Here is a 26,975-nt window from a genome sequence, read left to right as displayed (position 1 = left end):
GATTTTGTGCTGCTAGAGATGGGTCGTCGCACCGCCATAGCAAGATCCGTCACTACTTACTCCTTGTAGTCCGCTGGCAAGGAAGCGTTAACCATGGGCCTTTACGGTTGGGTAAGGATTTAAAGCATTTCCAGTAAGGCCAGACATAGATCAAATGGACATCGGCAAAAACAAGGCGGGTGGTGACTCCCTCCGGCTGACGGCATGCGCTGCATCCGCTCTGCTGGGCTGGGGCGTACTTGCCATGCCGATGCCGGTTCACGCGCAATTGCTCGATGCCAGCCAGAGCACCAGTACCAATCTGACGGCGGCTTCGTCCGATACTGATAATTTCGATCTGCCCGGTTCAGACGCGACGACCACGACATCCTCCAAATCCAGGACGACCAAAGCCGCGAATCAGGCCGCAACGGATACCGCCGCATCGCCCAATGCCCGCCTCCGGCTTGACGGCATCGACCCGACGACGACGGGCTCTACCCTCGATGACGACCTGCGCCGCGTCAATCTGCGCGAGACCAGTGTCGATGACCTGAAGGCGCAGCAGCATCCGGATCGTGAGGACGTACAGGGCATACCGCTCGGCACATTCACCCTGCGCCCCTCCGTCAACCAGTCCATCAATGTCGAGCGCAACCGCACCGGCTCCACCAATGACGACCGCAGCTTCCTGCAGACCGATCTGCGCAGCACGTTGACATCGGACTGGGACCGGCATGCGCTGACCGTTACCGGTGAGGGCGTCTGGCAGAAAAACCTGAGCGGCAACGGCGCGGAGCAGCCGAATGTCGATATCAACGCCGATCTGCGCCTAGACCTTCCCTCAGATACAACGGCGCATATCACCGCCGGCTATCAGTTCTTCCGCGAAGACACCAGCGATCCGAACGCCATCGCCGGCGCCTCGAAGCAATCGGCCGTCAACCAATTCGACGCCGGCGCATCGCTGGAGCGCGATTTCGGCCTGCTGCGCGGCACGACAGCCGTAGCGCTGACCCGCACCGTCTATTCCGACGCCACCCTGTCGGACGGCACGCAGGTCACGCTCAGCGACCGCAACCAGACGGCCGGCACCTGGCGCGGACGCATCGGTTACGAACTGTCACCCGCTCTCATACCCTTCCTCGAAGCCGATCTTGGCAAGACGGTCTACGACCAATCGCGCGACAGCGATGGATATGCGCGCTCGAATCAGAGTTACGGGGGCAAGGCGGGTATCGAGTTGGATCTCGGCGACAAGATGAAGGGCGAACTGGGTTTCGGCTATCAGCATACGGAATTCGACGATTCGCGCCTCGCCTCGATCGATTCGCCCACCGTCGACGGCAATCTCGCCTGGTCACCCCAACGCGGCACCGATGTCAGCATCGGCCTGTCGACCAGCGTCCAGCCGTCAACGACGGCGGGGGAAAGCGGCTATACGGCCTATCAGCTCACCAGCACGCTGAGCCAGGAACTGCGCGACGACCTCACGGCGAAACTGACCGGCGGCACGATCTGGCGTGATTACCCGTCCAACAGCGCCTTTGCCGACGAAACCGAATACGATGCTGCCCTCGGTTTCACCTGGGGCATCAACCGCTATCTCGATTTGACCAGCAATGTCGGATATCAGCTAACGTCGCGAAAGACGGGCGACGACACACAGCAACTTCAGGCGGGTGTCGGATTGACCGTCAAGAGGTAGCATCTCCTCCCCGCAGCGCGGGAAGGAGACGATTCATGCCTACTTCAGCGCCTCGACCAGTGCCTTGAACCCGTCCTCGATGGTCGGACGGATATCCGCGCGGGCAAGAGCGAAGGCAACGTTGGCGAGGATGAAGCCATCCTTGGCGCCACAGTCGAAAGTCTGGCCCTGGAAGTGATAGCCGGCGAAATCCTGCTCCTGGGCGAGCTTCAGCATGCCGTCCGTCAGCTGGATCTCATTACCCGCACCACGCTCCTGGCTTTCCAGGATATGGAAAATCTCCGGCTGCAGGATGTAGCGGCCGTTGATGAAGAAGTTCGAGGGAGCCGTGCCCTTGGCTGGCTTTTCGACCATCTCGGTAATGCGGAAGCCGTTGCCGATGGTCTCCCCCACGCCGACGATGCCATACTTATGGGTCTGGTCCGGAGCACATTCTTCGACGGCGATGACGTTGCCGCCACTGTGCTCATAGAGCTCGATCATACCCTTCATGCAGCCCTTTTCCGCACGCATCACCATGTCGGGCAGAAGCAGCGCAAACGGTTCGTCACCGACAATCTCGCGTGCACACCAGACGGCATGGCCGAGACCGAGCGGTTCCTGCTGGCGCGTGAAGCTTGCCGTGCCTGCCTTGGGCAGCAGGCCGTTCAGCAGCGACAGCTCGGCATTCTTGTTTCGCTGACGAAGGGTATGCTCAAGCTCGAACTGGATGTCGAAATAGTCTTCGATGACATGCTTGCTGCGGCCGGTCACGAACACGAAATGCTCGATGCCTGCCTCCATCGCCTCATCGACGACGTATTGGATAACCGGCTTGTCGACGACGGTCAGCATCTCCTTCGGCACCGCCTTGGTCGCTGGCAAGAACCGCGTCCCAAGTCCGGCGACCGGAAATACTGCCTTACGCACCTTCTTATGCTGTCCCACTCATACCTCCTGGGGAATTACATCGCTTTGCGCCAAAGCTGTTCGGGGGTCAGTAGTATAAATTTGCTACTGTTTTGCAAATGATGACTGACCCCGGCTTCCATGGTAAAGAATTTGTTGACTTCGTTCCTGTAGTGTCACGCTTGGGCGAATGCCACCGGCATCGCCGCACCGAAATCCAACTATTGATGGACACGGCTGTTGATGACCTCAAACCGCAAACACTCCCTTCGTGGTCTCGCTCTGGCGCTCGCGCTCGGTGCCTTTGCGGGACTCGCCCCCGTTAACGCTAATGCGGACCCTGGGTTCCAGAAATGGATCGCCGGTTTCTACGATACTGCGGCTAAAGGCGGCATTACGCAGTCAACCTATCGCAAAGCATTTGCCGGCGTGACGGACCCCGACCCCACGGTCCTCGAAAAAGCTCAATTCCAACCGGAATTCAAATCCCAGATCTGGGATTATCTGGATTCCCGCGTCAATCCCTATACCGTTGATGTTGGCCGGAAGATGGCGGCCAAATACGGTTCCACACTACGTTCCCTTGAACAGCATTTCGGCGTGGATCGCAACATCATCCTAGCCATCTGGTCGATGGAATCGAATTACGGCGCGGTATTGGCCAAGGACGAGAAGCTGCACTATGTGCCCCGCGCCTTGGCGACGCTTGCCTATGGTGATCCGAAGCGCGCCAACTATGCCAGAAAGCAATTGATCGCGGCGCTGAAGATCCTGCAGAGCGGCGATGTGCCGCGCGATGAGCTCAACGGCTCGTGGGCCGGCGCGATGGGTCATACACAGTTCATCCCGACCAGTTACCTGCTCTATGCCGTCGATGCCGATGGTAACGGCCATGCCGATATCTGGAACTCCATTCCCGACGCGCTGGCAACGACCGCCAATCTGCTGGCAAAGAACGGCTGGAGCGCTGGCCGCACTTGGGGCTACGAGGTGACCGTGCCGCCCGGCGGCAGCGCACAGGCCGGCAAGACCCATACGCTCGCTCAATGGGCAGCCCTCGGCTTTGCCCGCCCGAACGGCAAGGCCTTCCGCCTGACCTCCGATCGTGCGCAACTGAAGATGCTCGGCGGACCTGGCGGCCCCGGTTTCCTGATGTCCGGCAACTTCTTCACCATCAAGCGCTACAATGCTTCCGACAGCTATGCGCTCGCCGTTGGCCTGCTTGCCGATCAAATCGCCGGATACGGTGGCATGCAGCAATCCTGGCCGCGCCCGAGCGGCACGCTGGACGTAAAGCAGAAGTTTGAGCTGCAGACCCGCCTGAAGGAACTCGGCTATTACGACGGCGTGGTCGACGGCAATTTCGGTTCCGGCTCCAAAGCCGCCATTAGCGCCGTTCAGGAGCGCTTCGGCATGAGCGCCGACGGCGAGCCGTCGATGAACCTGCTGAACGCATTACGCAAATAGGTCGCCGCGATCAACCATGAACCTTGGATTTGCTGGACGGCGGCGCCGTCTTCATGCAACCATGGGGCAGTGAGCGGAAAAGAGCCCGATGAGAAACCGACCTGCCCGCGCGACCATGGCTGCTGCAAAAGCGATCCTCACGACTCTTCTTGCCGCCTGTTTTGCGCTTGCCTGCCTGTTGACCGCGGCTGAGGCACAGGAGCAGCGGCCGCGCAGAACATTGCTCCAGATGCTGTTCGGCGGCCCTGAGCCCGATGTCCTCTATCGGCCCGCGCCGAGACGCTTGATACGGCCGCCGCCGCGCAAACGGACTGCTCCACCGCCCCGTCAGGTGGTGGTTCAACCGGATGCGCCGCCGCCGGTGCAAAAGCTGCCTGATGCCAAGACGATCCTCGTCGTCGGTGATTTCCTGGCGGGCGGCCTAGGTGACGGGCTGGACGATGCCTTTTCCACGTCGCCTGGCGTCGTCGTCCAGACGCGCAGTACCGTTGCCTCCGGCCTCGTGCGCCAGGATTATTACAACTGGCCGCAACAGCTACCCGCCATGATGGATCAATTGAAACCGGCCATGGTCGTCGTCATGATCGGCGCCAATGACCGCCAGCAGATGATCGGTGACGGCCTCAATGAAAAATTCGGCACTGACCCTTGGTACCTCGCCTATGAGGAGCGTGTACAGCAGTTCGGCAAGCTGGTGACGAGCCGGCATATCCCTCTGCTCTGGGTCGGCCTACCGCCCTTCGGCTCTGATCAGATGACGGCGGATGCCGTGAAGCTCAACCAGCTTTATCAAAGTCAGGTCGAAAGCGTCGGCGGCGAGTTCATCGACATCTGGGACGGGTTCACCGACCAGAACGGCGAGTTCATCGTTACCGGCTCCGACATCAACGGCCAGCAGGTGCGGCTTAGAACTGCAGACGGCATCAACCTGACGGCAGCGGGCAAGCGCAAGGTCGCTTTCTATGTCGAAAAACCGACGCGCCGGCTGCTTGGCGACCAGGCGAGCCCGGATATCACCCGCCTCGACACCGGAAATCAATTGCCGGCCGAACAAGTCAACCTGCCGCCGGCAGAGATGGAGAAGATCACCCGCACACAGCCGATGGGTCTCTCCGATCCCAATCTCGACGGCGGCGCACAGCTTCTCGGCGGCGCTCCCGCTCGGGATTCCATCACACCATCACCTCGCGACCTCCTGGTCGAGAAAGGCCAGATGGCTCCGGCTCCGACCGGACGCGTTGACGATTATCGACTGCCAGTGGTTGCTGCGCCGGCGGACAACTCCATAAAATGAAAAGGGCCGCGCTTGGCGGCCCTTATGTCAGTATAACGCTCCTCGCTTACCGCGGCAGCACCGTGGCCCCCATCAAGACCTCATCGATCGCGCGGGCGGCTTGGCGGCCTTCGCGGATAGCCCAGACGACCAGGGACTGGCCGCGGCGAACGTCGCCGGCGGTCCAGAGCCTGTCGACCGAGGTCTTGTAGTCCTTGTCGTCGGCAACGACATTGGTCGAGCCGCGCTTGTCGGTGTTGAGCGTCAGCTTGCCGTCGAGTTCCTTCAGCACGCTATCGGTGAAGGGGCCGCGGAAGCCAATGGCGATGAAGGCGAGATCGGCGCGGATGACGAATTCGGTCCCGGCAATCGGCCGCCGACGCTCATCCACTTCGCAGCACTTCACACCCGTCAGCACGCCATCTTCGCCGATGAATTCCAGCGTTGCCACTTGGAATTCGCGCACGGCGCCCTCGGCCTGCGAGGACGACGTGCGCATCTTCGTCGCCCAGAACGGCCAGACGGCGAGCTTGTCTTCCTTCTCCGGCGGCTGCGGGCGGATGTCGAGCTGAGTCACCTTGACGGCGCCTTGGCGGAACGCGGTGCCGACGCAGTCCGATGCCGTATCACCGCCGCCGACGACGACGATATGCTTGCCGCCGGCGAGGATCGGATCGGACGGCCAGCCGATGCTGTCGATGTTTTCGCGGCCGATGCGGCGGTTCTGCTGCACGAGATAGGGCATGGCGTCATGGACGCCGGCAAGCCCGATGCCAGGAATGCCGGCCTCGCGCGGGGTTTCCGAGCCACCACAATACAGAACCGCGTCATGGTCAGCCAGAAGCTGCTCGACCTTGACGTCAACACCGACATTCACGCCGCAATGGAAGGTGACGCCTTCGCCCTTCATCTGCTCGACGCGGCGGTCGATGAAGTTCTTCTCCATCTTGAAGTCCGGAATACCATAGCGCAGCAACCCTCCGGGCTTCGTCTCGCGTTCGTAGACATGGACCTCATGACCGGCGCGACCGAGCTGTTGCGCAGCCGCCATACCTGCAGGGCCGGAGCCGATGACGGCGACCTTCTTGCCCGTATGGACGGTTGCCGGTTCCGGGCGGATGAAACCAAGCTCATAGGCCTTGTCGGCTATAGCCTGTTCGACCGTCTTGATCGCGACCGGGGCATCCTCGAGGTTCAGCGTGCAAGCTTCCTCGCAAGGCGCCGGGCAGACGCGGCCGGTAAATTCCGGGAAGTTGTTGGTCGAATGCAGGTTGCGGATCGCCTCTTCCCAATTGTTGTTGTAGACGAGGTCGTTCCAATCCGGGATCTGGTTGTGAACCGGGCAGCCGGTCGGGCCGTGGCAATAGGGAATGCCACAGTCCATGCAGCGCGCGGCCTGTTTCTGTACTTCCTGGTCCGACATGGGGATCGTGAATTCGCGGAAATGCCGGATGCGATCCGACGCCGGCTGATACTTGCCAACCTGCCGGTCGATTTCCAAGAAGCCTGTTACCTTGCCCATGCTTTCGTTTCCTCACTCTAGTAGAGGAGCCGATGGCTCCCGTGCCCCGCAGGCAAATCCCGCTGCTCTGTCTGGCACTGTAATTCAAATTCGATTCCGCTATTCGACAGTTGCGATCGCCTCCCCGGCGATCGCAATCAGGAGCGAAATCCTCGAATGGAAGACAAGCCGCCGCGGATCACTCCGCCGCCACGCTCATCCGGCTACGTTCCATGTCCTCCAACGCACGACGGTATTCAACCGGCATGACCTTGCGGAATTTCGGACGGTAGTCGGCCCAGCTATCGAGGATTTCCTTTGCCCGCGTCGAACCCGTGTAGTGGAAGTGGTTTGAGATCAGCTGATAGAGGCGTTCCTCGTCGTGGCGCGTCATGTCACCCGAGACGTCGACGCGTCCCTTGTGCGCAAGATCGCCGCCATGATGATGCAGCTTCTCCAGCAGTTCGTCCTCTTCCGGAACCGGTTCCAATTCGACCATCGCCATGTTGCAGCGGCGCGCGAAATCGCCCTTTTCATCGAGTACATAGGCTACGCCACCCGACATGCCGGCAGCGAAGTTTCGGCCGGTTTCACCGAGGACGACGACGACGCCGCCAGTCATGTATTCGCAGCCGTGGTCGCCCACGCCTTCAACGACGGCGATGGCGCCGGAGTTGCGGACAGCAAACCGCTCGCCGGCGACACCACGGAAGTAGCATTCGCCCTCGGTCGCGCCGTAAAGCACAGTGTTGCCAACGATGATCGAATGCTCGGCCAATATTTTCGAGTTCTCCGGCGGGCGGATGATGATGCGGCCGCCCGACAGCCCCTTGCCGACATAGTCGTTGCCGTCACCGATGAGGTTGAACGTGACGCCCCGCGCCAGGAACGCGCCGAACGACTGGCCGGCGGTGCCTCTCAGCGTGACATGGATGGTGTCGTCCTTCAGCCCGCGGTGACCGTAGCGCTTGGCAACTGCGCCAGACAGCATGGCACCGGCCGAACGATCGACGTTCTTGATACCGACTTCGAAGGCGACCGGTGTCTTGCTGGCAAGCGCCGGCTCGGCCTGCTCGATCAGCTTGCGGTCGAGAATATCGACGATCGGGTGCTTCTGCACAGTCGTCCAATAAGTCTCTTCCTTCGGGGCATCGACTTTGTGGAAGATGCGGCTGAAGTCGAGCCCCTTGGCCTTCCAGTGGGCGAGCATATCGTCCTTCTCCAACAGCTCCGAAGCGCCGATGATGTCGTCCAGCTTGGCGACGCCGAGCGAGGCGAGAATTTCGCGCACTTCCTGGGCAACGAAGAAGAAGTAGTTGATGACATGCTCCGGCGTACCCTTGAAGCGCTTGCGCAGGACCGGATCCTGGGTCGCGACGCCGACTGGACAGGTGTTGAGGTGGCACTTGCGCATCATGATGCAGCCGGCGGCGATCAGCGGTGCGGTGGCGAAGCCGAACTCGTCTGCACCGAGCAGCGCTCCGACGATGACGTCGCGGCCGGTCTTCAGGCCACCGTCCACCTGCAGGGCGACGCGCGAGCGCAACCCGTTCAGCACCAGCGTCTGCTGCGTTTCGGCAAGGCCGATTTCCCAGGGCGAACCGGCATGCTTCAGCGAGGTGAGCGGCGATGCGCCCGTGCCGCCGTCGAAGCCGGCGACGGTGATGTGATCGGCACGCGCCTTGGCAACGCCGGCGGCAACCGTGCCGACGCCGACTTCCGAGACGAGTTTGACCGAGACATCCGCGGTCGGGTTGACGTTTTTCAGGTCAAAGATCAACTGCGCCAGATCTTCGATCGAGTAGATGTCATGATGCGGCGGCGGCGAAATCAGGCCGACGCCCGGCGTCGAATGGCGGGTCTTGGCGACGGTGGCGTCGACCTTGTGGCCGGGCAACTGCCCGCCTTCGCCGGGCTTGGCACCCTGCGCCACCTTGATCTGCAGCACGTCGGCATTGACCAGATATTCGGTGGTCACACCAAAGCGGCCGGAAGCGATCTGCTTGATCGCCGAGCGTTCCGGGTTCGGCGAACCGTCGAAGAGCGGCATGTAACGATCGGCCTCTTCGCCGCCCTCGCCGGTGTTCGACTTGCCGCCGATCCGGTTCATGGCGATGGCAAGCGTCGTATGCGCCTCTCGGCTGATCGAGCCGAAGGACATGGCGCCGGTCGAGAAGCGCTTGACGATATCGATGGCAGGTTCGACCTCATCGACAGAGATCGGCTTGCGGCCGAGCACTTCCGCACCCTTGATATTGAAGAGGCCACGGATGGTGTTCATCCGGAGCGCCGACTGATTGACCATCTCCGAGAATTCGCGATAGCGGTCCTCGGCGTTGCCGCGCACGGCATGCTGAAGAGCGGCGACGGCATCCGGCGTCCAGGCATGGCTCTCACCGCGCATGCGGTAGGCATATTCGCCGCCGATTTCGAGCGTGCTCGCCAGGATCGGATCGCGGCCAAAGGCAGACGTGTGACGGGCGACGGTTTCCTCGGCGATGGTTTCGAGGCCGATGCCTTCGATCATCGTCGCCGTGCCGAAGAAATACTTCTCGACCAGTTCCTGCTGCAGGCCGATCGCATCGAAGATCTGCGCGCCGCAATAGGACTGATAGGTCGAAATGCCCATCTTCGACATGACCTTGAGGATGCCTTTGCCGACCGCCTTGATGTAACGGTAGACGACTTCGGTCGCGTCCACTTCCTTCGGGAATTCGCCGCGCTGATGCATGTCGAGCAGCGTGTCGAAGGCGAGATAGGGGTTGATCGCCTCGGCGCCGTAGCCGGCCAACAGGCAGAAATGGTGCACTTCGCGCGGCTCGCCGGTTTCGACGACGAGACCGACCGAGGTGCGCAGCCCCTTGCGGATCAAGTGATGGTGCACAGCGGCGGTTGCCAGCAGCGCCGGGATTGCAATGCGGTCCGGGCCGATCTGGCGGTCTGACAGCACGATGATGTTGTAGCCGCCGCGAACGGCCGCTTCGGCACGCTCGCAGAGACGATCGAGCATTTCCGGCATGCCTTCGGCGCCACGCTCGACGTCATAGGTGAAATCGAGGGTCTTGGTGTCGAAGCGGTCTTCCGTATGACCGATCGAACGGATCTTCTCCAAATCGCCGTTGGTCAGGATCGGCTGGCGCACTTCCAGCCGCTTGGCGTTGGCCATGCCGGTATGGTCGAGCAGGTTCGGGCGCGGGCCGATGAAGGAGACGAGACTCATCACCAGTTCCTCGCGGATCGGGTCGATCGGCGGGTTGGTTACCTGCGCGAAGTTCTGCTTGAAATAGGTGTAGAGCAGCTTCGGCTTGTCGGACATGGCCGAGATCGGCGTATCCGTGCCCATGGAGCCGATCGCCTCCTGCCCCGTCGTTGCCATCGGCGACATCAGGATCTTGGTATCTTCCAGCGTGTAGCCGAAAGCCTGCTGGCGATCGAGCAGCGACACGTCGCGGCGCAATGCCCGCGGCTCCACCGGCTTCAGGTCTTCCAGGATGAGCTGGGTGCGGTTGAGCCAGCTCCGGTAAGGATGCTTGGTGGCAAGCTCGGACTTCACCTCGTCGTCGGAGATGATCCGGCCCTTTTCCATATCGATGAGCAGCATCTTGCCCGGCTGCAGGCGCCACTTCTGGATGATCTTCTCTTCGTCAACAGGCAGAACGCCGGCTTCCGATGCCATGATGACGCGATCATCATTGGTGACGAGATAGCGGGCCGGACGCAGGCCGTTACGGTCGAGCGTCGCGCCGATCTGCTTGCCATCGGTGAAGGCGACCGCGGCCGGTCCGTCCCACGGCTCCATCAGGGCGGCATGGTATTCGTAGAACGCCTTGCGCTCCGGCGCCATCAGCTGGTTGCCGGCCCAGGCCTCCGGGATGAGCATCATCACGGCATGGGCCATGGAATAGCCGCCGCGCACGAGGAATTCGAGCGCGTTGTCGAAGCAGGCGGTGTCCGACTGTCCCTCGTAGGAAATCGGCCAGAGCTTGGAGATGTCGTCACCGAACAACGGCGAGGACACCGACGCCTGGCGCGCCGCCATCCAATTGACGTTGCCGCGCAACGTGTTGATTTCGCCGTTGTGGGCAACCATGCGGTAGGGATGCGCCAGCTTCCATGATGGGAAGGTGTTGGTCGAGAAACGCTGGTGCACGAGGGCGACCGCCGATTCGAACCGCGGATCGGAGAGGTCCTTATAATAGGCGCCGACCTGATAGGCGAGGAACATGCCCTTGTAGACCACGGTCGAGCTGGACAGCGAGACCGGATAGAAGTTGCTCTCTTCGCCCTCGTATTCCGCGTAGATGCGGTTGGAGATCACCTTGCGCAGGGTGAAGAGACGGCGCTCGAATTCTTCATGCGTGCCGGCATCGCGGCCTGCGCCGATAAAGACCTGCACATGATGCGGCTCGGTGCCGGCGATATCCGGCGCCTTCGAGAGCGAGGAATTGTCGACGGGCACGTCGCGGAAGCCGAGCAGAACCTGGCCCTCCTCGGTGACGACCTGCTTGATGGCGGTCTTGAAGTGCTCGATCAGCGCCTCGTCGCGCGGCATGAAGAAATGGCCAACGCCATATTCGCCCGCCTTCGGCAGGATAACGCCCTGCAAAGCCATCTCCTCGCGGAAGAAGCGGTCCGGAATCTGCACGAGAATACCGGCGCCATCGCCCATGAGGGGATCGGCGCCGACAGCGCCGCGATGCGTCAAATTTTCCAGGATGAACAGGCCATCGCGCACGATCTGGTGCGACCTCTGGCCCTTCATATGCGCGACAAAGCCGACGCCGCAGGCATCATGTTCATTGCGCGGATCATAAAGGCCTTGTTTCGGCGGGATGCCGCGGGCGGCGCGTTTCGACGTATTGGCCGTAGCGGCAGCCTCGGCTGCTGCGATCTGATCAAAAGTCATGAACGGCGTCCTGTTCGTCATTGTCTTCCCTCCGGTAAGGCCCGCGTAACGGGCGATCCTTCGTCCCGCGCCGCCCCGTTATCAGGTCCGACGCGCGACAGCGCTGTTGCATTGTGAAGATCGGCCGCAGACCATGACCCTTTGGTGGAGCCCGTCGTCAGCGTTCCGCGCCTTGCTTATTCCACCGCCGCTCCGCCTGGCCGCCTAATGGCTCCCACAGGGCACGCTCGCGATAACTATAGCCCGAAATCCCGATATCGTCAGGACCCCCTAGCGCATCTTCGGCCTCAGCGGCCAAAATAGGACAGCAACCCTGTCCTAATTCATTAGCTCTATGCCAGAAAGCGATGGGCTTCGCAAGAGCAAAACGGCAAAATATCGTTAACCGACGACGGAAGATTGCCAATGCTTCGAAATTCGAGCAAGAAAGTTTCGCTGCACCGCATCATTTTGTTTGTTGATTGCGTAGATCAATTTCTGTGATGCATCCTTCAGCATAGCACTCTTGATCCCCTGCGGCATTGGATTAATGTCCGGCGGACCTCAGTTAGCCTTCCCACAAATCCCATTGTTTCAGTTGGTACATACCCATGTTCTTTGCCTCCGATAATTGGGCCGGCGCCCATTCCAAGATCGCCGAACGTCTCCTTGCCGAATCCGGCGGTTTCGCCGCAGCCTACGGCACCAGTGATCTCGACAGACAAGTTGAAGCCAAGTTCGCCGAGATCTTCGAACGTGACGTCGCCGTCTTTTTCGTCGCGACCGGCACGGCAGCCAACTCGCTGTCGCTCGCCAGCGTTCAGAAGCCGGGCGGCATCAGCTTCTGCCATGCGGAGGCGCATGTGGCCGAGGACGAATGCGGCGCACCGGATTTCTTCAGCGGTGCGCGACTGGCGACGGTCGATGGCGCCGCCGGCAAGATCGACGCCAAGGCGCTCGCCACCAAAGTCGCCCGCTTCCCGCAGGACGCCTTGCATCACGGCCGCGCCGCTGCAGTGACCATCACCCAGGCGACGGAAATCGGCACGGTCTATTCGCTCGCTGAAATCGACGCCATCGCGTCCGTCTGCAGGACGAACGGCCTGCCGTTGCATATGGATGGCGCTCGCTTCGCCAACGCGCTGGTCGCGCTCGGCGTCAGCCCGGCGGAAATGACCTGGAAGCGTGGCGTCGACATCCTTTCCTTCGGCGGTACCAAGAATGGCTGCTGGTGCGCGGAGGCGATCGTCTTCTTCAATCCGGAGCAGGCGAAGGAGATGCATTTCATCCGCAAACGCGCCGCCCAGCTTTTCTCCAAATCGCGTTTCATTGCCGCGCAGTTCGACGGTTATTTCGAAGGCGGCCTCTGGCTCGACCTTGCCCGCCATTCCAACCGCATGGCGGACCGGCTGCGCGCCGGCATCGAGCGGGCCGCTACAGCCCGCCTCGCCTGGCCGACGGCCTCGAACGAAGTCTTTGCGATCATTTCGAAATCTGCCGCCAAGACGGCGGAAGACAGGGGTGCAAAGTTCTACGAATGGCCGATCCCGGAATCGCAGCCCGAACTGGTAAACGAAAACGAGACCCTGATCCGTCTCGTCACCAGCTTCGCCACGACCGATGACGATGTCACCGGCTTCCTGGCTTGCCTCGCCTGATTTTTGGATAAAAAGGAGCGCCGTGGCTGCCCCTCGGGACATACGCGGCGCTTAACTCCACATTTGGAGACTAATTCTGACTTGGGTGCATAAACAGTGCGGAACGGGAAACGTCTTGGCCCGACTGGCCGGGCGTGTGGCGGGTTATGACCGTCATCGCCATGACACAGGCGATCAAGCCGCAAATAAACATTGCACCATATTTCATCGGGCTGGTTTTCCTCGACTCAGCTCGTTCAGTTGTTTCGACCGTACTAACGAAAGCTGACGCGAACCTGAATGAGTGAATCAAAAGGGCTGGACACGCCAGAGGCGAGACAGAAGCCGGCGAAGGGATTCCAAAAGACTACTCGACCTTATCTATATGATTTAAAAACGAATTTCGAGATTGAGATTCGAGTGCCTAGTACCCTAGGTAGATCTCAGCCCTCTCACCTTTGCCAGAATATCCTCCGACAACGCACTGACCAGCAACTGATCCGCGCCTTTGCGTGGCACCAGCACGAATTCGACATCCTCCAATGCCGGCAGCCAGCCCGGTGCAATTTCCGACAGTCCCGTGGGCGCCATGCTGCGAGGTTGAACGAGGACGCCCATGCCGGCACGGGCCGCCGCCGTCAGGCCGCTGAGGCTGCCGCAGGTGCAGACGATACGCCAGGGCACCTGCTGGCGGCGCAAGGCTTCAAGGGCCACGGCGCGGGTAACGCTCGGGGCTGGAAAGGCGATCAACGGCAGGGGTGCCGCAAGTGCGCGAATGCGCTCCGGGTCACGTGCCAGCCACACCAACGGCTCGCGGTAGACCAGCTTTCCCCTGACATCACCGAGACGGCGCTTGGCAAGAACGAGGTCAAGGTCGCCATTGTCCTGCATCTCATAAAGCGTACCACTGAGGGCGACCGTCAATTCGAGATCGACGGAAGGATGCGAGCGGACGAATTCTTCCAGCACATCCGGCAACTGGCTGGTGACGAAATCCTCAGAGACGCCGAGCCGCAGGCTACCGCGCAGGCTGTTGCCCGCGAAGAGCTGCTGCACTTCGCCCTCGATCGACAGCATCTGCCGTGCATGGCCAAGCAGTGCCTCTCCATCACCCGTCAACACCACCCGATGCGTGTCGCGAGCCAGAAGCTTGCGGCCGAGCGTGGTTTCCAAACGCTGGATATGCTGGCTGACCGTGGATTGACCGAGGCCGAGCCGCTCGGCAGCAAGCGTGAAACTGCCCATCTGCTCGACGGCGACGAAGCTGCGCAACTGCGTGAGATCAAGCATCGTGTTAATCCTGCATCACGATAACTGTTATTCCTTGCATCGTGGATCACGATAGGTCTATGTGCAAGGATTATTCTTACGGCTTGTAATTGCGATTGGGGTTGGCACGATGCGCCGCTTTCTTCCAGATACCTTCACCATGCTGCTTGTGCTGACGGTGATCACGGCTTCCTTCTTTCCCGTACAGGGAAGCAGCGCCCACTATTTCAGCATTGCCACCAATTTCGCCATCGGCCTGCTGTTCTTCCTGCACGGCGCCCGCCTGTCACGCGATGTCGTCATCGCCGGCTTGCTGCACTGGCGGCTGCATCTCGTCATCCTGCTGACGACCTTCGGCATATTCCCACTGCTGGTACTCGCCATGGGCCATATCGTCCCGGACAGCATCCTGCCGGTTTCCCTTTACACTGGCATGCTGTTTCTGAGCGTGCTGCCGTCCACCGTACAGTCCTCGATCGCCTTCACCTCGATTGCCGGCGGCAATGTGCCGGCCGCGATCTGCGCCGCGTCGGCCTCCAACATCTTCGGCATGTTCCTGACGCCCCTGCTCGTCGGCGTACTCTTCTCGGTCGGCGGCCATGGCGGGTTCTCCTGGGACGTGCTGGAACAGATCATGCTGCAACTGCTGGCGCCCTTCATCGCCGGCCAGCTCCTGCAGCCCTGGATCGGCAATTGGATACGCTCGAAGAAGAAGATCCTGATGCCGGTCGATCGCGGTTCGATCCTGATGGTCGTCTATTCGGCCTTTAGCGAGGCCGTCGTTGAGGGCCTGTGGCACACCTTCTCGCTGGTCGATATTGCTACGGTCATTGTCGCTAACATGGTGCTTCTCGCCCTGGTGCTCTGCATCACCATGTTCGGCAGCCGCGCGCTCGGCTTCTCCCGCGCCGACGAGATCACCATCACATTTTGCGGCTCGAAGAAGTCGCTCGCGAGCGGCGTGCCGATGGCCAATGTCATCTTTGCCGGTCAGGGCATCGGCGCCATTGTCCTGCCACTGATGCTGTTCCATCAGATCCAGCTCATGACCTGCGCCGTCATCGCGCAAAAATATGCGGATGCCGCCAAGAGGCGGGAAGCGGAAAAGGCCAAGGCCGAGACGAATGGCGCCACGAACGCAGCCTAGCTGCCGTTGCAACCGCAACCGAATACAAAAAGGCGGCGCTCCATCGGAGCGCCGCCTTGCTTTGGTGACCTTGGGAGGATCGGTCTTCAGGCTATCTGCTGAAGGCTCTTAGTTGATATGGGCCTCGATCGCTTTCGGGGTCTCGACCGGCTCGGCGGCAATGGAGATACGGCGGGGCTTCATGGCTTCCGGAATGTTGCGCAACAGATCGATGTGCAGCAGACCATTCTTCAGTGAAGCCGCCTGGACCTCGACATGATCGGCGAGCTGGAAGCGGCGCTCGAAGGCGCGCTTGGCGATACCGCGATAGAGATATTCGCTAGCTTCGGTCGGCTCCTCGCTCTTTTCACCCTTGACCTGGAGAACATGGGCATGGGCCTCGATGCTCAGTTCCTTTTCATCGAAACCGGCAACTGCCATGGTGATGCGATAGGTGTTCTCACCGGTGCGCTCGATGTTGTAGGGCGGATAGGTCTGAGCCTGATCCGGCTGTGCAAGGCTGTCGAGCATGGTGAAAAGACGGTCGAAACCGACGGTGGAACGGTAAAGGGGAGAGAAGTCTACGTGACGCATGGTGTCCTCCTGTGAGCGACGATTGCGATTCGGTTTTGTACCCCGCGACCCCGCTCTGGGCGGCCTCGGGATGGTTACGCGAGCCCGTTTGGCACCCGCAGAATGGAAATGGTGATCGCTTTTCGGGAGTTCAAGACCCCGTTTGCTTCTTGCAAATTTCACACAAAAACCGCGTGAACCGCAGATGAACGTCCGGTTCGGCACCTGTTCAGGCTGGCCGGATTATCAATAGAACCATCGGATGCATCACTGTCCGATGACTGAAGTGTATCGTCCCTTCTTCTTCAGTCCTTGCTCGGCCGGCGAAGCGGAACTCTCTATCTCCGTAAGCCGGCCCTTTTCTTTCCGGCATCAGCGCAACAGCTTCAGCGAACCCGTCAGCGATTTCACCCATTTCGATGGGCCTGCCAGCCCCAGGCCGTCAATTACCTCGCCGGCAAGATTGTGATCCGGAAATGTCGCCTCATACTCCCTGTAATCATGCAGCGACCGGGCGAAAGCGGGAAACGGAACGATCGCGCGGTCGTCCTGCTGCGGCAAAGTCTTCAACAACAGCGACCGGATAGCCTCGGCATCCGCCTGCAACACCGGAACCGGCATGTTCGAGCTGATGTCGATGGTGCGCCCCTCCCTGTCGCTCAATTGACGCGCCGCGAGTGCTGGAAATTTCGCACCCAGTCCGATCGCAATGGCGCCGGCAGTGTTGGCGATCAAACCGAGCGGGAGTGCCGGATTGACGACAATGGCAAGACGGATATCGGGAAGCATGGAGACCTGCAGCTGTTGAGACTATGCTCTCACAGGATATCTCCCACATCGGGGATAATCTTACCTTTCTTTACCGATCGAATTGCAATTGTGGTAGAGCCTACCAAATTTCTACAAAAATGAGGTTGGATATGCCCAGTATGCTTGAGCCTATCGATTTGCGAATTCTTGGAGCGCTTCAAAAAGACGGACGCCTGACCAATCAGGCGCTTTCATCCCAAGTCGGGCTCTCAACCTCCCCATGCTGGCGGCGTGTGCGCCAATTGGAAGAAACCGGAGTCATCCAGGGCTATACGGCGACCCTCGACAGACGCCAGGTCGGCCTCGGCGTCCTGGCTTTCATCAGGGTGAAGATCGACAGCCACAGCGAGGCCGAAGCCGAGAAATTCTCACACGACGTCCTGAAGCTGAGCGAAGTCGTGGCGTGCTACAGCATCGCCGGAGACGCGGATTTCCTACTGCAGGTCGTCGCTGCAGACCTCGATAGCTATGCGGATTTTGCCATGGCGGTCGTTCGCCGATTGCCGCGCATCAAGGAGATGCAGACGACGTTCGTGCTCAAGGAAATCAAGGCTTTCAAGGGTTTTCCGCTGGATGTCGAGCAGCGATAGATTGCTCGTTCCACTGGTCAACACTGGTTGCTCTGCATGTCCACCAGCCCTTTACGTTTGGACCGAACGCATCCTATTCTAGACGAGTGGCAGGCCGGTCGCGGGGGTATTGAATGTCGGCACTCCCTTTCTCGAAGATTTCGGCATCACTCAACACACTGCTCGTTGCAATCGGCCTCGCGACGGTGGCTGCACTTACGGCGCCGGACTTGACCGAACGGACCAGGCTTATTTTGGAGGTCCTGCTCGCCGGCATCTGGGCTGCCTACGTCCTACAACTGATCGAGACGCTGATCATGCAGCGGGCAAGAGGCGTTCGCGGCAGGGTGCTGGAAATCACAGTCGACGTACTCGCGGTTTTGGTCCCTGTGGCCGCATTCCTGTTCGTCGGCAGGCGCGATCAGAGTCTTTATTGTGCAATCTGGCTGCTGAAGCCTCTGCGCGGCTCGACCTTCTTCCGGCTGCTGGGCAAGGTTCTGACTAAAGAGGCGCACAACCTGATCGGCGTCACCTCGATCTTCGGCATCGTTCTGTTCGGAGCGGCGCTCGCAGCCTATATCATCGAGCGCGACGCCCAGCCTGACAAGTTCGGTAGCATCCCCCTGGCGATGTGGTGGGCGGTGGTTACGCTATCGACCACCGGCTATGGCGACGAGATTCCGCAAAGTTTCGCCGGCCGCGTACTTGCCGGTCTGGTCATGATGAGTGGGATCGGCATCTTTGCGCTCTGGGCCGGCATTCTCGCGACCGGCTTCTACGAAGAGGTTCGCCACCAGGACTTCGTGCGCAATTGGCAGCTAGTTGCAGCGGTGCCGCTGTTCCAGAAGCTCGGCTCGGCCGCACTCATCGAGATCGTGCGAGCCCTGAGGCCTCGTGTCGTGCCGGCTGGCGCTATAATCTGCCGCAAGGGCGAGACCGGCGACCAGATGTTCTTCATCGTTGAAGGTCGCGTCAATGTCGCGACACCGAACCCTGTGGAGCTCGGCTCCGGCAGCTTCTTCGGCGAGATGGCGCTAATCAGCGGCGAACCCCGCTCGGCGACCGTCAGCGCCGCGACCGAGGTCTCACTGCTGTCGCTCTATTCAGCGGATTTCCAGATGCTGTCCAGCAGCAGCCCGGAGATTGCGGACATTATCCGTAAAACCGCACTTGAGAGACGCGGTACGACACCGACGCCCTGACGGAAACGACGGTGCGACCAAGGCGATGTTGGAAGCGTTTTCGATGCTGGCGCCCAAGTAAATGCGAGCAACCGATGGCCCGGACCCTCGGTCGATCTCGCTTCCGATCATACCGCGATGTTGACGATGACATAAGCGATATGGCAGCGTCGTCTCTATTGGGCGTTGTCTCGTCATTTGACGGCGCTTGTTCTGACCCTAGTTCGGCACGGCTCGATGCACCCCAGACTACTCAAGACATTCCTCGCGGTCGCCCGGAACCGGAATTTCACCCGTGCTGCCGAGGAGGTCCATCTCGCGCAATCGAGCGTGAGTGATCAGATCCAGTCGCTCGAAACCGAACTGGGCACCGAGCTCTTTATCCGATCGAGAATGGGCCTGGAGCTGACAGCAGCGGGCGAAACTTTAAGGCCCTATGCCGAAGAAATTCTGACAGTGGCGGACGAGGCCCGCGCGGCGGTCGAAGCAGCTTCTGGGCGTGCGGTCGGAACGGTGACGATCGGCGCGCTGGAGACAGTTGCTTCCGTGAAGCTTCCGCAATTGCTGTCGGCTTTTCAGAGCGATCATCCTGATGTCAGTCTACGGTTGAAGGTTGCGGGCAGCGACGATCTATTGCGGAAGCTTGAAGACGGCGAGATCGATGTCGCCTTCTGTTTTGACAAGGACGGTCTCGATGAACGCCTGGCGAAGCGGACGATATCGGCGGAGCCGTTGATCCTCATTGCACCTCATGAGCAGGAATCCACGTCGAAAAGAGGCGATTTGGCAGCACTTGCCTCCATGAGCTTCGTGGCAACAGAGGTCGGCTGCGTCTATCGACATCTGTTCGACAAAGCATTTGACGCGGCCGGGTTAGCGGCACCGAAGCTCGCCGCTGAAGTCGGCAGCATCGGCACAATTGCGCGGCTCGTCGCAGCCGGTACGGGCGCAAGTCTGGTTCCGCGCCTTGCAGTCGTCGACGCACTCGATCGCGGCGAAATCAGCGAGATGCCTTGGCCGGATCCGACGCGGACGGCATCGCTTGTGATGATTTGGCGGCGCAGGCGTGTTCAGCCGCCAGCCCTGAAACTATTGCTGGCGGCCGTGAGCGACAGTTTCGCGGGGGTTAAACCAGCCGATGCCCGCCCTCGACATGCAGTACCGTCCCCGTTGTGAAGCCATTGCCTAACAGGAAGCTGATGGCGTCGGCGATGTCTTCCGGTTGCCCCACTCGCCCAACCGGTAGTCGCTTTGCCATGGCGCTCAGTGTCTCGTCCTTCTTGTCGCCGGCGACGAACGTCCAGATGGGTGTGTCGACCCAGCCGGGCGAAACGGCATTCACGCGGATTGGCGCCAACTCGATTGCGAGCGCGCGGACCAATCCTTCCAGGCCCGCATTGACGGCGGCTACGACCGACCCCCGCGCCGATGGACGATAGGCCGCGATACCGGATGTGAAGGTGATGGAGCCGGTGGGGGAGAGTAAGGGTGCGCCATATTTCGCAAGCAGCAGCGGTCCATAGAATTTACTTTCCACGACCTTTTGCGCCGCCCTGAGATCCAACAAGGGCAACAGCTCATAAGCGCCTTCGATATCGGCGGCTGTGCTTACGATATGGTCCAGCCGTCCGACCCGCTCAAATAGATCGGCGACCTGGCTTTCCTGCGTGATATCGACCGCGACCATGGAGAGTGCCGGACTTTGGAGTTCCGCGCTGGCGCGTTTAAGTTTGTCCTCGTTCCGTCCTACGATGATGACCTCGGCACCAACTGCGAGCGAGCGTTTCGCCAGCGCCAGGCCCATTCCGGAGCTGCCGCCGACAATGAGAATTCTTGAGTTCGCGATTTCAACAATTGCCATGTCTTTCATTCCTAAAGGTGATGACCACGGCCGAGAAATCGCAGAGACGCGCAAAGAGGGGAAACGGAGAAAAACGATAGCGCCATCGGAAACACCGATTGAGGAATATCGTCGCTGTTTTTGGGCGCCAGGTTCGACTGCAGGAGCCGCCAACAAACCAGTTGCAATTCCCCCCGCCTGCGCTATCCCCTTGAGGAGAGCATCCCTTTAGCGAGGCGCGACATCGTGATGGATTCGATCCTCTATTCCACCGCAGACAATCCGGTGCCGGAAAACCGCACCGAGGGGTTCTTCGAGACATTTGACGGGCGCAAGCTGCGCTATGTCGTCTTCCGGTGCGAACAGTCGATTGCCAAGGGCACCGTCGTGCTGCTGCAGGGCCGCAACGAGTTCATCGAGAAATATTTCGAGACGATCCGCGATCTGACCGCCAAGGGCCTGTGGGTCGCGACCTTCGATCTCCGCGGCCAGGGCGGCTCCGAACGGCTGCTGAAGGACCCTCTGCGTGGACATGTCAGACGCTTTTCCGATTATGAACGCGACCTGACCGCCTTCCTCGACAAGATCGTGCTGCCGGATACGCGCCTGCCCTTCTTCCTGCTTGCACATTCGACCGGCGCCCTGATCGCTCTGTCAGCGGCGCCTCGGCTTGCGAGCCGGATCGAGCGTATGGTGCTGTCGGCGCCCTTTGTCGGCCTCACCGGCCAGGGTGTCTCGCCGGGCCTCGTCCGCTTTATCTCCGGCACGGTCTGCACGCTTGGTCTCGGCCGGATGCAATTCAGCAAAAAAATCAAGGAAAAGCCCTTCGCGGAAAACCCGCTGACCACAGACGAACGTCGTTATCGGCGCAATATCGCCATCGGAACGGCTTATCCGCAGCTCACCTTGGGACCGCCGACGGCGCGCTGGCTGCTGGAAGCATTCCGCACGATCGATCGCGTCAATACGCCCGAGCACCTCTTCTCCATCGCGATCCCGACCGTGCTGATCGCGCCGACTCGCGACGGCGTCGTGCCCTATGCCGATCAGGAGCGGCTATCGCGCTATTTCCGCGCAGCGCAGCTCGTGCCGGTCCACGGCGCAAAGCATGAAATCCTGCAGGAGCGGGAGGTCTACCGCAATGCGGCGCTTGCCGCCATCAACGCCTTCATTCCCGGCAGCGATGCCGAGGCGAACACGGATATGGCGGGAGTCGGGATTTAGAGCGCGCCCTCGAGCCGCAGGACCGCGAAGCGATGAATATGCAGCGCTTTTTGGATGCTCAATCAGCTAGGATCGCCCTCGCCTGATCATAGACCGCGCGGCTGCCGGCGGCGATGATGGTGCCGCCCATTTCCGGCCGCCCGCCGTTCCAGGTGGTGATGATGCCGCCCGCCTGTTCGATGACGGGGATGATGCCGCCGACATCATAAGGCTTCAGCGAATTTTCGATGACAAGATCGACGTGGCCGGCGGCGAGCAGCGCGTAGGCATAGCAATCCGTGCCGTAGCGGAAGAGCCGCACCTGGCTCTCGATCTCACGATATTTCGCCAACTCTTCGCCGACGAAAAGATGCGGCGAGGTGGTGAAGAGGATGGCATTCGACAGGCTGCCGCAATCACGGACCTGCAGCCGTTTTTCACCATCCGGGCCGGAATAGGTCGAGCCGTTGCCATCGGCAAAATAGCGCTCGCCGGTAAACGGCTGGTCGATCATGCCCATGATGGCTCGGCCGTTTTTCTGCAGGCCGATCAGCGTCCCCCAGACGGGCACACCGGAGATGAAGGCGCGCGTGCCGTCGATCGGATCGATCACCCAGACATGCTCGCGATCGAGACCGACATTGCCGTGCTCTTCACCCAGGATACCGTGATCGGGAAATTCCGCTTCGATGAGCGTCCGAATCGCCACCTCGGCAGCGCGGTCACCCTCGGTCACCGGGTCGAACCCTTGGGCCTCCTTGTTGACCACATCGACGCCGGCGCGAAAGCGCGGCAGGGTCTCGGCCTTGGCCGCCTCGGCCAGACGATAGAAGAACGTACGGTCAGGAAGCATGGTCGATCCGGATAAATGACGGGACGGGCGAAGTCATAGCGCATAAACGCCACGAAGCAAACCAAATGCCGACGCGAGAGGCGGATTGCCCGGAGATCAGGCAGAAATGTCGAGATTGCCTAAATATTTTGCACCGCAATAATTTGCTTGACATTTGTGCAACGCAATAGCAACATCGTCATACAGTCTCTGACTGTAAATACCCTCCTTGGGTGTTTCCTCCCTAGACTTAGCCGCGCCACAAGCGCGGTTCTTTTTTTGTTGGAGGAGTTCGCCCGCCCGCGTGGGGAGAAGGGTAAGGCCAGACACCAGGGCGCGACAACGGCAAACACGCCTGACCATCGCCACCCCCAATCGATTCGACAGATTCTGTTCGCTCTGAAAGGTCCGAGACAACCCCTCATCCGAGGCTTTGCTTATTCCGCCGCCAGTGCCGGATCGCCTGCGTAAGATTCCACATGCTCGGCCATACGCTTCATGAACAGGGTGATGGCGGTGGCCACCGCATCAAAATCCGGCCGCTTCTCCAGCGTCGTTTCATCGACATAGAGCGAGCGGTTGACTTCGATCTGGAGGGCATGCAGCCCACGCGAGGGACGACCGTAATGCTCGGTGATGAAGCCGCCGGCATAGGGCTTGTTGCGCACGGCGTTGAAGCCGAGTTCTTCGAGGATCTGCATGGCGGCGCGCGACAGATCCGCCGAAGCGCTGGTCCCGTAGCGATCACCAAGGATGAAATCGGGGCGAATATTGCTGCCGGCGATGCGGATATTCCCCGGCATGGAGTGGCAGTCGACCAGAACACCGAAGCCGAATTTGACATGTGTGCGGGCAATCAGCCGGCGAAGCGTCGCATGGTAAGGCTTGTAAATCGTATCGATGCGCCTGAGCGCATCCTCGACCGGTACGCGCCGGGCGTAGATTTCCATATTTTCCGCAACGATGCGCGGAATGGTGCCGAGGCCGCCGGCAACCCGCAGCGAATTGATATTGGCATAAGGCGGCAGCATGCCGTCGAACATGCGCGGATCGAGCTCATAGGGCTCGCGGTTGACGTCGATATAGGCGCGCGGAAAATTGGCAAGCAGCAACGGCGCGCCGAGAACACTCGCTGCCGAAAACAGCTCGTCGACGTAATGATCTTCCGAGCGGCGGATGGCGATGCCCTGCAAGCGGGATTGGGCGATAAAATCGGGGGGATAGATGCGGCCACTATGGGGCGAGCTGTAGACAAAGGGAATTGTCTGAGAGACGGGCTCCAATACCTCAAAAATCTCGAAATTACGCATTTCTGCGGACATCAACGTCTTTACCATGTCAACAACTTGTCGCAGCATCCATGTTGCCAGTTGCTCGCCCGCAAGTCCATACTAACTTAAGCAAAATGACCTTAATACAATGGGTCGCAACCGAAATGCCTTGAAGCCTGATCCCAAGTCGTGCGAAGCGGTTTTTAGATGCGATCATGTCGCAACGAACGCGAATGGCCTTGCTCCGGCCGACCATTCACCGCTTGTTTACGGCCAACAGCTAACTTGGACGCTGGACAAGTCCAACAAGACAAAAGTTGATTAGCGAACAGATGATGACCCAAAAGATACTCCTTGCCGAAGATGACAACGACATGCGTCGCTTCCTTGTAAAGGCGCTGGAAAAGGCCGGCTACAAGGTCTTGTCCTTTGACAATGGAGCAAGCGCCTATGACCGGCTGCGCGAAGAGCCCTTTTCGCTGCTGCTCACCGACATCGTCATGCCGGAGATGGATGGCATCGAGCTCGCGCGCCGTGCCACCGAGCTCGATCCGGACTTGAAGGTGATGTTCATCACCGGCTTTGCCGCTGTGGCGCTGAACCCTGATTCGAAGGCGCCGAAGGATGCCAAGGTGCTTTCCAAGCCCTTCCACCTGCGCGAGCTGGTCGACGAAGTCAACAAACTCCTTGCTGCCTAAGGCTTCTGGCGGCAACGTCACAAAACCGAAAAAAAGCCTATTGACGGCCACCAAGGTTTTGTGATCTATGCGCCGCCATCGGATGGGCGTGTAGCTCAGCGGGAGAGCACTACGTTGACATCGTAGGGGTCACAAGTTCGATCCTTGTCACGCCCACCATCCAAGTTTCTGATATAAAAGGCCTTTCGAGAGATCGAGAGGCCTTTTTTTCATGGTGATCGGCAGGTTCGTGAGCCTCTCCCGTAACGACCGTAGCTCCGCCAACGACTCGACTGCGCCGCTTGCCGGCTCCGACAGCCAGCCCCGTATTCACGCTACGTTCATTTGAACATAATCATGTTTAAAAGCGTTGTTTAAGCGAGTCGAATATCAGCAATATATGACGCACTGCGTCGGAGGTTGGTCATGATCAAGAAGACAGTTCTCCCGGTTTTCGTCGTTGCTGCGTTTGCAAGCAGCGCGTTAATCCCGGGCGGCTATGCGCAGGCGCAGCAATTTGATGGTGCGCCCCTGTATCGTCAGGTCGACTGGCACGACCAGGAATGGCGTCACCATCATCATCACCATAATGGAAGTGCTATCGCCGGCGGCGTGGCCGCTGGGCTTGTTGGCGGGTTGATAGGCGGCGCAATCGCAAACGGCGGAGGGTATTATGAGCCCGCTCCCCCGCCGCCAAGATGCTGGCATGAGAGCCGCCCGGTTCAAAACGAATACGACGACGGATACCACTACGAACGGGTGCGCGTCTGTGATTAAGGCCCCGCGAATCGTCCAGGCCCACGGCAAGGGCGCCGCTACATGCGGCGCCAAAGCCTTTCAATATGGCGGCGATAAACTTTAGGCGATCAGCGATCCAGGAAGTGCTGGTACCAAGCCGTCGTCGGATACGCGAACGCGCCGCGGTCCACGAAGCTGTACCGATATAAGCAACTTCTCAATGCCAGTATGTACATGCTGCTATTTGGATCGGGTGAACCCCGTTGCCAGGAATAGGCCTCCGGTTGGCAGTGCTGCAGAGCCCTGTCGTATCTCGCTAGAATCACGGGATCACTATCGGCGCGGATGCCGTGGTATGACTGGTAGTTCGAGGGTGCTTCGCCTGCAGAGACACAAGCGAGGCTTAACATGGCCCCTAGCGCTAACATCATTCTCATTTGCTTTGACCTCTCGTTAATGGCGCCTCGAGTTCTCGATCGCCCGGGTTGAGAATAATGGTCTTTTCGTCGATATCCAATCACATGCTGATGTCCAGCGCTCTAACTTTGCAGATGGGCGTATAAGCATAGCTTCCATCCACAAGTCGCTTGACTTCCGATCGCGCTGTCACACTACTGTCACGCTAAAGCATTGATCGTGCGGGAGGACGAGATGGCGATCGTAAAGAAACAGTTCTATAAAAATCACAAGCCCAACGGCGACGAATATCTGTTTCACCTTGCCCGAGACACCGAAAGTGGCGAGGTCTTCGTTATCCGCCAATCCGACTATCTCGTCGATGGCGGCAGCGAGAAGAAGATGACGCTTTACGAATTCCTGGCCGGCGGCGGCAACCGGCAGAACGCCTTGTTGCAACTGATCGGAACGCTCGTTCCGGAATAAAAGCGAGCATTGGCAGTTCAGTGCTTTTTCATCGCTGCACGTGAAGGCGGGATGCAATTCGCATTCGTGCCGGATTGATCTAGCCCTCGACTCATGGTTGATGGGTGCATTGGATAGATACGACCGTGAGTGTGGTTTATGCCTGTATGCACATCATGCAACAGAACTGTGGGACTGATAGAGATACGCGGCGGCCTATGCCGAAAATGCCGGGATGAAATCGAGGCAGATCGCGTCGCCCGGGAAGATAAGGCCATGCTGCAAAGACTGGACAAATCGCCACCCGCGAACCTTGTAGACTTCCCTCCACATATCATCGATCAGAGAGCGAGTGGGATTATCATCACCACGGGCAATGATATTCCCCGCAGGGTAGTTTCGGAAATCATTCAGGTCGTCGGGACTGAAGCTGCACTAGGTCTTAATATATTCAAGGATATCGCCAATGATTTTCGCGACTTTTTCGGCGGCAGGAGCAAAACCATGCAAGCAGCCCTCAAAGACGCTCGCGCAGCCTGCATCACAGAAATCAAGCGCGAGGCTTTGATATTGAAAGCTGACGCAGTTGTAAGTTTGCGCTTCGATTTTAGCGAAATGTCTACCCGGAGCTGCGGCGGCATCCTTTTCGTTGCAGCAACGGGGACCGCGGTCAAACTCGAAGGATAG

At 59.8% G+C, this 26,975-nt stretch carries 23 protein-coding genes and 1 tRNA gene; 14 read left to right on the top strand and 10 right to left on the bottom strand.

The window, feature by feature from the left end; translation table 11 throughout:
• The first annotated feature begins 154 nt into the window (after positions 1 to 154).
• Positions 155 to 1,687, top strand: coding sequence for an outer membrane beta-barrel protein (locus tag FHT86_RS29740; protein WP_133710505.1), 1,533 nt, complete (start codon positions 155 to 157; stop codon positions 1,685 to 1,687).
• A 39-nt stretch (positions 1,688 to 1,726) separates the two neighbouring features.
• On the opposite strand, the gene galU is transcribed toward FHT86_RS29740, so the two are convergent.
• Positions 1,727 to 2,614, bottom strand: a complete 888-nt coding sequence (gene galU / locus FHT86_RS29735; protein ID WP_133710504.1) for a UTP--glucose-1-phosphate uridylyltransferase GalU — start codon at positions 2,612 to 2,614, stop codon at positions 1,727 to 1,729.
• Between the two features lie 204 nt (positions 2,615 to 2,818).
• Between galU and FHT86_RS29730 the strand changes: the two genes are divergently transcribed.
• Positions 2,819 to 4,042, top strand: coding sequence for a lytic murein transglycosylase (locus FHT86_RS29730; RefSeq protein ID WP_133710503.1), 1,224 nt, complete (start codon positions 2,819 to 2,821; stop codon positions 4,040 to 4,042).
• Positions 4,043 to 4,130: 88 nt separating this feature from the next.
• Positions 4,131 to 5,336, top strand: coding sequence for a DUF459 domain-containing protein (locus FHT86_RS29725; protein ID WP_133710502.1), 1,206 nt, complete (start codon positions 4,131 to 4,133; stop codon positions 5,334 to 5,336).
• Between the two features lie 46 nt (positions 5,337 to 5,382).
• Here the strand turns inward: FHT86_RS29725 and FHT86_RS29720 are convergent, their stop codons facing one another.
• Positions 5,383 to 6,837, bottom strand: a complete 1,455-nt coding sequence (locus FHT86_RS29720) for a glutamate synthase subunit beta (RefSeq protein ID WP_133710501.1) — start codon at positions 6,835 to 6,837, stop codon at positions 5,383 to 5,385.
• A gap of 178 nt (positions 6,838 to 7,015) precedes the next feature.
• Positions 7,016 to 11,743 carry a glutamate synthase large subunit gene (gltB, locus tag FHT86_RS29715; RefSeq protein WP_133710500.1) on the bottom strand — a complete coding sequence of 1,576 codons (4,728 nt, stop codon included), beginning with the start codon at positions 11,741 to 11,743 and terminating at the stop codon, positions 7,016 to 7,018.
• A 569-nt stretch (positions 11,744 to 12,312) separates the two neighbouring features.
• Here gltB and FHT86_RS29710 point away from each other — a divergent pair.
• Complete coding sequence (locus tag FHT86_RS29710) at positions 12,313 to 13,359, top strand: low specificity L-threonine aldolase (RefSeq protein ID WP_133710499.1); 1,047 nt, start codon at positions 12,313 to 12,315, stop codon at positions 13,357 to 13,359.
• Positions 13,360 to 13,770: 411 nt separating this feature from the next.
• Here the strand turns inward: FHT86_RS29710 and FHT86_RS29705 are convergent, their stop codons facing one another.
• The gene (locus FHT86_RS29705) at positions 13,771 to 14,628 is read right to left on the bottom strand and encodes a LysR substrate-binding domain-containing protein (RefSeq protein WP_133710498.1); all 858 of its coding nucleotides are present in this window, start codon (positions 14,626 to 14,628) and stop codon (positions 13,771 to 13,773) included.
• A 109-nt stretch (positions 14,629 to 14,737) separates the two neighbouring features.
• Between FHT86_RS29705 and FHT86_RS29700 the strand changes: the two genes are divergently transcribed.
• Complete coding sequence (locus FHT86_RS29700; protein ID WP_133710497.1) at positions 14,738 to 15,754, top strand: bile acid:sodium symporter family protein; 1,017 nt, start codon at positions 14,738 to 14,740, stop codon at positions 15,752 to 15,754.
• Positions 15,755 to 15,862: 108 nt separating this feature from the next.
• Here the strand turns inward: FHT86_RS29700 and FHT86_RS29695 are convergent, their stop codons facing one another.
• Positions 15,863 to 16,327 (bottom strand): Hsp20 family protein, encoded by a 465-nt coding sequence (locus FHT86_RS29695; protein ID WP_133710496.1) that lies wholly within the window; start codon positions 16,325 to 16,327, stop codon positions 15,863 to 15,865.
• Positions 16,328 to 16,678: 351 nt separating this feature from the next.
• Positions 16,679 to 17,095 carry a DUF2000 domain-containing protein gene (locus FHT86_RS29690; RefSeq protein ID WP_133710495.1) on the bottom strand — a complete coding sequence of 139 codons (417 nt, stop codon included), beginning with the start codon at positions 17,093 to 17,095 and terminating at the stop codon, positions 16,679 to 16,681.
• Positions 17,096 to 17,226: 131 nt separating this feature from the next.
• On the opposite strand from FHT86_RS29690, the gene FHT86_RS29685 reads away from it, so the two are divergent.
• The 3 genes from FHT86_RS29685 (at position 17,227) to FHT86_RS29675 (ending at position 20,042) form a co-directional block, all read left to right on the top strand.
• Positions 17,227 to 17,706, top strand: a complete 480-nt coding sequence (locus FHT86_RS29685; RefSeq protein WP_133710494.1) for an Lrp/AsnC family transcriptional regulator — start codon at positions 17,227 to 17,229, stop codon at positions 17,704 to 17,706.
• 113 nt (positions 17,707 to 17,819) lie between these two features.
• Positions 17,820 to 18,887, top strand: a complete 1,068-nt coding sequence (locus tag FHT86_RS29680; RefSeq protein ID WP_133710493.1) for a cyclic nucleotide-gated ion channel — start codon at positions 17,820 to 17,822, stop codon at positions 18,885 to 18,887.
• 216 nt (positions 18,888 to 19,103) lie between these two features.
• Entirely contained in the window at positions 19,104 to 20,042 is a 939-nt protein-coding gene (locus FHT86_RS29675) for a LysR family transcriptional regulator (RefSeq protein ID WP_133710492.1), read from the top strand.
• Here the strand turns inward: FHT86_RS29675 and FHT86_RS29670 are convergent.
• Positions 19,993 to 20,727, bottom strand: coding sequence for an SDR family oxidoreductase (locus tag FHT86_RS29670; protein WP_133710491.1), 735 nt, complete (start codon positions 20,725 to 20,727; stop codon positions 19,993 to 19,995). The two genes, FHT86_RS29675 and FHT86_RS29670, sit on opposite strands and share 50 nt — an antisense overlap.
• A 228-nt stretch (positions 20,728 to 20,955) precedes the next feature.
• On the opposite strand from FHT86_RS29670, the gene FHT86_RS29665 reads away from it, so the two are divergent.
• Positions 20,956 to 21,930, top strand: coding sequence for an alpha/beta fold hydrolase (locus FHT86_RS29665; protein WP_133710640.1), 975 nt, complete (start codon positions 20,956 to 20,958; stop codon positions 21,928 to 21,930).
• A 58-nt stretch (positions 21,931 to 21,988) separates the two neighbouring features.
• Here FHT86_RS29665 and hisN read toward each other — a convergent pair whose 3' ends face one another.
• Positions 21,989 to 22,762, bottom strand: coding sequence for a histidinol-phosphatase (hisN, locus tag FHT86_RS29660; RefSeq protein WP_133710490.1), 774 nt, complete (start codon positions 22,760 to 22,762; stop codon positions 21,989 to 21,991).
• 416 nt (positions 22,763 to 23,178) lie between these two features.
• Positions 23,179 to 24,063: an N-formylglutamate amidohydrolase gene (locus tag FHT86_RS29655; RefSeq protein WP_133710489.1), complete on the bottom strand. Its 885-nt coding sequence runs from the start codon at positions 24,061 to 24,063 to the stop codon at positions 23,179 to 23,181.
• A gap of 284 nt (positions 24,064 to 24,347) precedes the next feature.
• On the opposite strand from FHT86_RS29655, the gene cpdR1 reads away from it, so the two are divergent.
• From cpdR1 to FHT86_RS29640, 3 genes are all read left to right on the top strand, one after another.
• A complete protein-coding gene (gene cpdR1 / locus FHT86_RS29650; protein WP_004117561.1) occupies positions 24,348 to 24,710 on the top strand; it encodes a response regulator CpdR1 in 363 nt (120 codons plus the stop codon).
• A gap of 84 nt (positions 24,711 to 24,794) precedes the next feature.
• A tRNA-Val gene (locus FHT86_RS29645) sits at positions 24,795 to 24,869 on the top strand.
• A 246-nt stretch (positions 24,870 to 25,115) separates the two neighbouring features.
• Entirely contained in the window at positions 25,116 to 25,466 is a 351-nt protein-coding gene (locus FHT86_RS29640) for a hypothetical protein (RefSeq protein ID WP_133710488.1), read from the top strand.
• A gap of 89 nt (positions 25,467 to 25,555) precedes the next feature.
• On the opposite strand, the gene FHT86_RS38230 is transcribed toward FHT86_RS29640, so the two are convergent.
• The gene (locus tag FHT86_RS38230) at positions 25,556 to 25,864 is read right to left on the bottom strand and encodes a hypothetical protein (protein WP_133710487.1); all 309 of its coding nucleotides are present in this window, start codon (positions 25,862 to 25,864) and stop codon (positions 25,556 to 25,558) included.
• A 214-nt stretch (positions 25,865 to 26,078) separates the two neighbouring features.
• Here FHT86_RS38230 and FHT86_RS29635 point away from each other — a divergent pair, with 214 nt between their 5' ends.
• Positions 26,079 to 26,309 carry a hypothetical protein gene (locus FHT86_RS29635; RefSeq protein WP_120705419.1) on the top strand — a complete coding sequence of 77 codons (231 nt, stop codon included), beginning with the start codon at positions 26,079 to 26,081 and terminating at the stop codon, positions 26,307 to 26,309.
• Positions 26,310 to 26,564: 255 nt separating this feature from the next.
• Entirely contained in the window at positions 26,565 to 26,975 is a 411-nt protein-coding gene (locus FHT86_RS29630) for a YbjQ family protein (protein WP_208116686.1), read from the top strand.

The sequence above is a fragment of the Rhizobium sp. BK313 genome (assembly GCF_014193655.1).
Lineage (GTDB): Bacteria > Pseudomonadota > Alphaproteobacteria > Rhizobiales > Rhizobiaceae > Rhizobium.
The sequence above is the reverse complement of the archived record's forward strand: the minus strand, read 5'-3'. Positions and strand labels throughout refer to the sequence as shown.

Excerpts from the sequence above, each read along its gene's own strand:
- FHT86_RS29705 (WP_133710498.1), bottom strand. The coding sequence starts at position 14,628 with ATGCTTGATCTCACGCAGTTGCGCAGCTTCGTCGCCGTCGAGCAGATG.
- FHT86_RS29695 (WP_133710496.1), bottom strand. The coding sequence starts at position 16,327 with ATGCGTCACGTAGACTTCTCTCCCCTTTACCGTTCCACCGTCGGTTTC.
- gltB (WP_133710500.1), bottom strand. The coding sequence starts at position 11,743 with ATGACGAACAGGACGCCGTTCATGACTTTTGATCAGATCGCAGCAGCC.
- FHT86_RS29670 (WP_133710491.1), bottom strand. The coding sequence starts at position 20,727 with ATGGCAATTGTTGAAATCGCGAACTCAAGAATTCTCATTGTCGGCGGC.
- FHT86_RS29700 (WP_133710497.1), top strand. The coding sequence starts at position 14,738 with ATGCGCCGCTTTCTTCCAGATACCTTCACCATGCTGCTTGTGCTGACG.
- cpdR1 (WP_004117561.1), top strand. The coding sequence starts at position 24,348 with ATGACCCAAAAGATACTCCTTGCCGAAGATGACAACGACATGCGTCGC.
- FHT86_RS29635 (WP_120705419.1), top strand. The coding sequence starts at position 26,079 with ATGGCGATCGTAAAGAAACAGTTCTATAAAAATCACAAGCCCAACGGC.
- FHT86_RS29725 (WP_133710502.1), top strand. The coding sequence starts at position 4,131 with ATGAGAAACCGACCTGCCCGCGCGACCATGGCTGCTGCAAAAGCGATC.
- FHT86_RS29665 (WP_133710640.1), top strand. The coding sequence starts at position 20,956 with ATGGATTCGATCCTCTATTCCACCGCAGACAATCCGGTGCCGGAAAAC.
- FHT86_RS29630 (WP_208116686.1), top strand. The coding sequence starts at position 26,565 with ATGCTGCAAAGACTGGACAAATCGCCACCCGCGAACCTTGTAGACTTC.
- FHT86_RS38230 (WP_133710487.1), bottom strand. The coding sequence starts at position 25,864 with ATGAGAATGATGTTAGCGCTAGGGGCCATGTTAAGCCTCGCTTGTGTC.
- FHT86_RS29740 (WP_133710505.1), top strand. The coding sequence starts at position 155 with ATGGACATCGGCAAAAACAAGGCGGGTGGTGACTCCCTCCGGCTGACG.
- FHT86_RS29730 (WP_133710503.1), top strand. The coding sequence starts at position 2,819 with ATGACCTCAAACCGCAAACACTCCCTTCGTGGTCTCGCTCTGGCGCTC.
- FHT86_RS29710 (WP_133710499.1), top strand. The coding sequence starts at position 12,313 with ATGTTCTTTGCCTCCGATAATTGGGCCGGCGCCCATTCCAAGATCGCC.
- FHT86_RS29685 (WP_133710494.1), top strand. The coding sequence starts at position 17,227 with ATGCCCAGTATGCTTGAGCCTATCGATTTGCGAATTCTTGGAGCGCTT.
- hisN (WP_133710490.1), bottom strand. The coding sequence starts at position 22,762 with ATGCTTCCTGACCGTACGTTCTTCTATCGTCTGGCCGAGGCGGCCAAG.
- FHT86_RS29675 (WP_133710492.1), top strand. The coding sequence starts at position 19,104 with ATGCACCCCAGACTACTCAAGACATTCCTCGCGGTCGCCCGGAACCGG.
- FHT86_RS29690 (WP_133710495.1), bottom strand. The coding sequence starts at position 17,095 with ATGCTTCCCGATATCCGTCTTGCCATTGTCGTCAATCCGGCACTCCCG.
- FHT86_RS29640 (WP_133710488.1), top strand. The coding sequence starts at position 25,116 with ATGATCAAGAAGACAGTTCTCCCGGTTTTCGTCGTTGCTGCGTTTGCA.
- FHT86_RS29680 (WP_133710493.1), top strand. The coding sequence starts at position 17,820 with ATGTCGGCACTCCCTTTCTCGAAGATTTCGGCATCACTCAACACACTG.
- FHT86_RS29720 (WP_133710501.1), bottom strand. The coding sequence starts at position 6,837 with ATGGGCAAGGTAACAGGCTTCTTGGAAATCGACCGGCAGGTTGGCAAG.
- FHT86_RS29655 (WP_133710489.1), bottom strand. The coding sequence starts at position 24,063 with ATGTCCGCAGAAATGCGTAATTTCGAGATTTTTGAGGTATTGGAGCCC.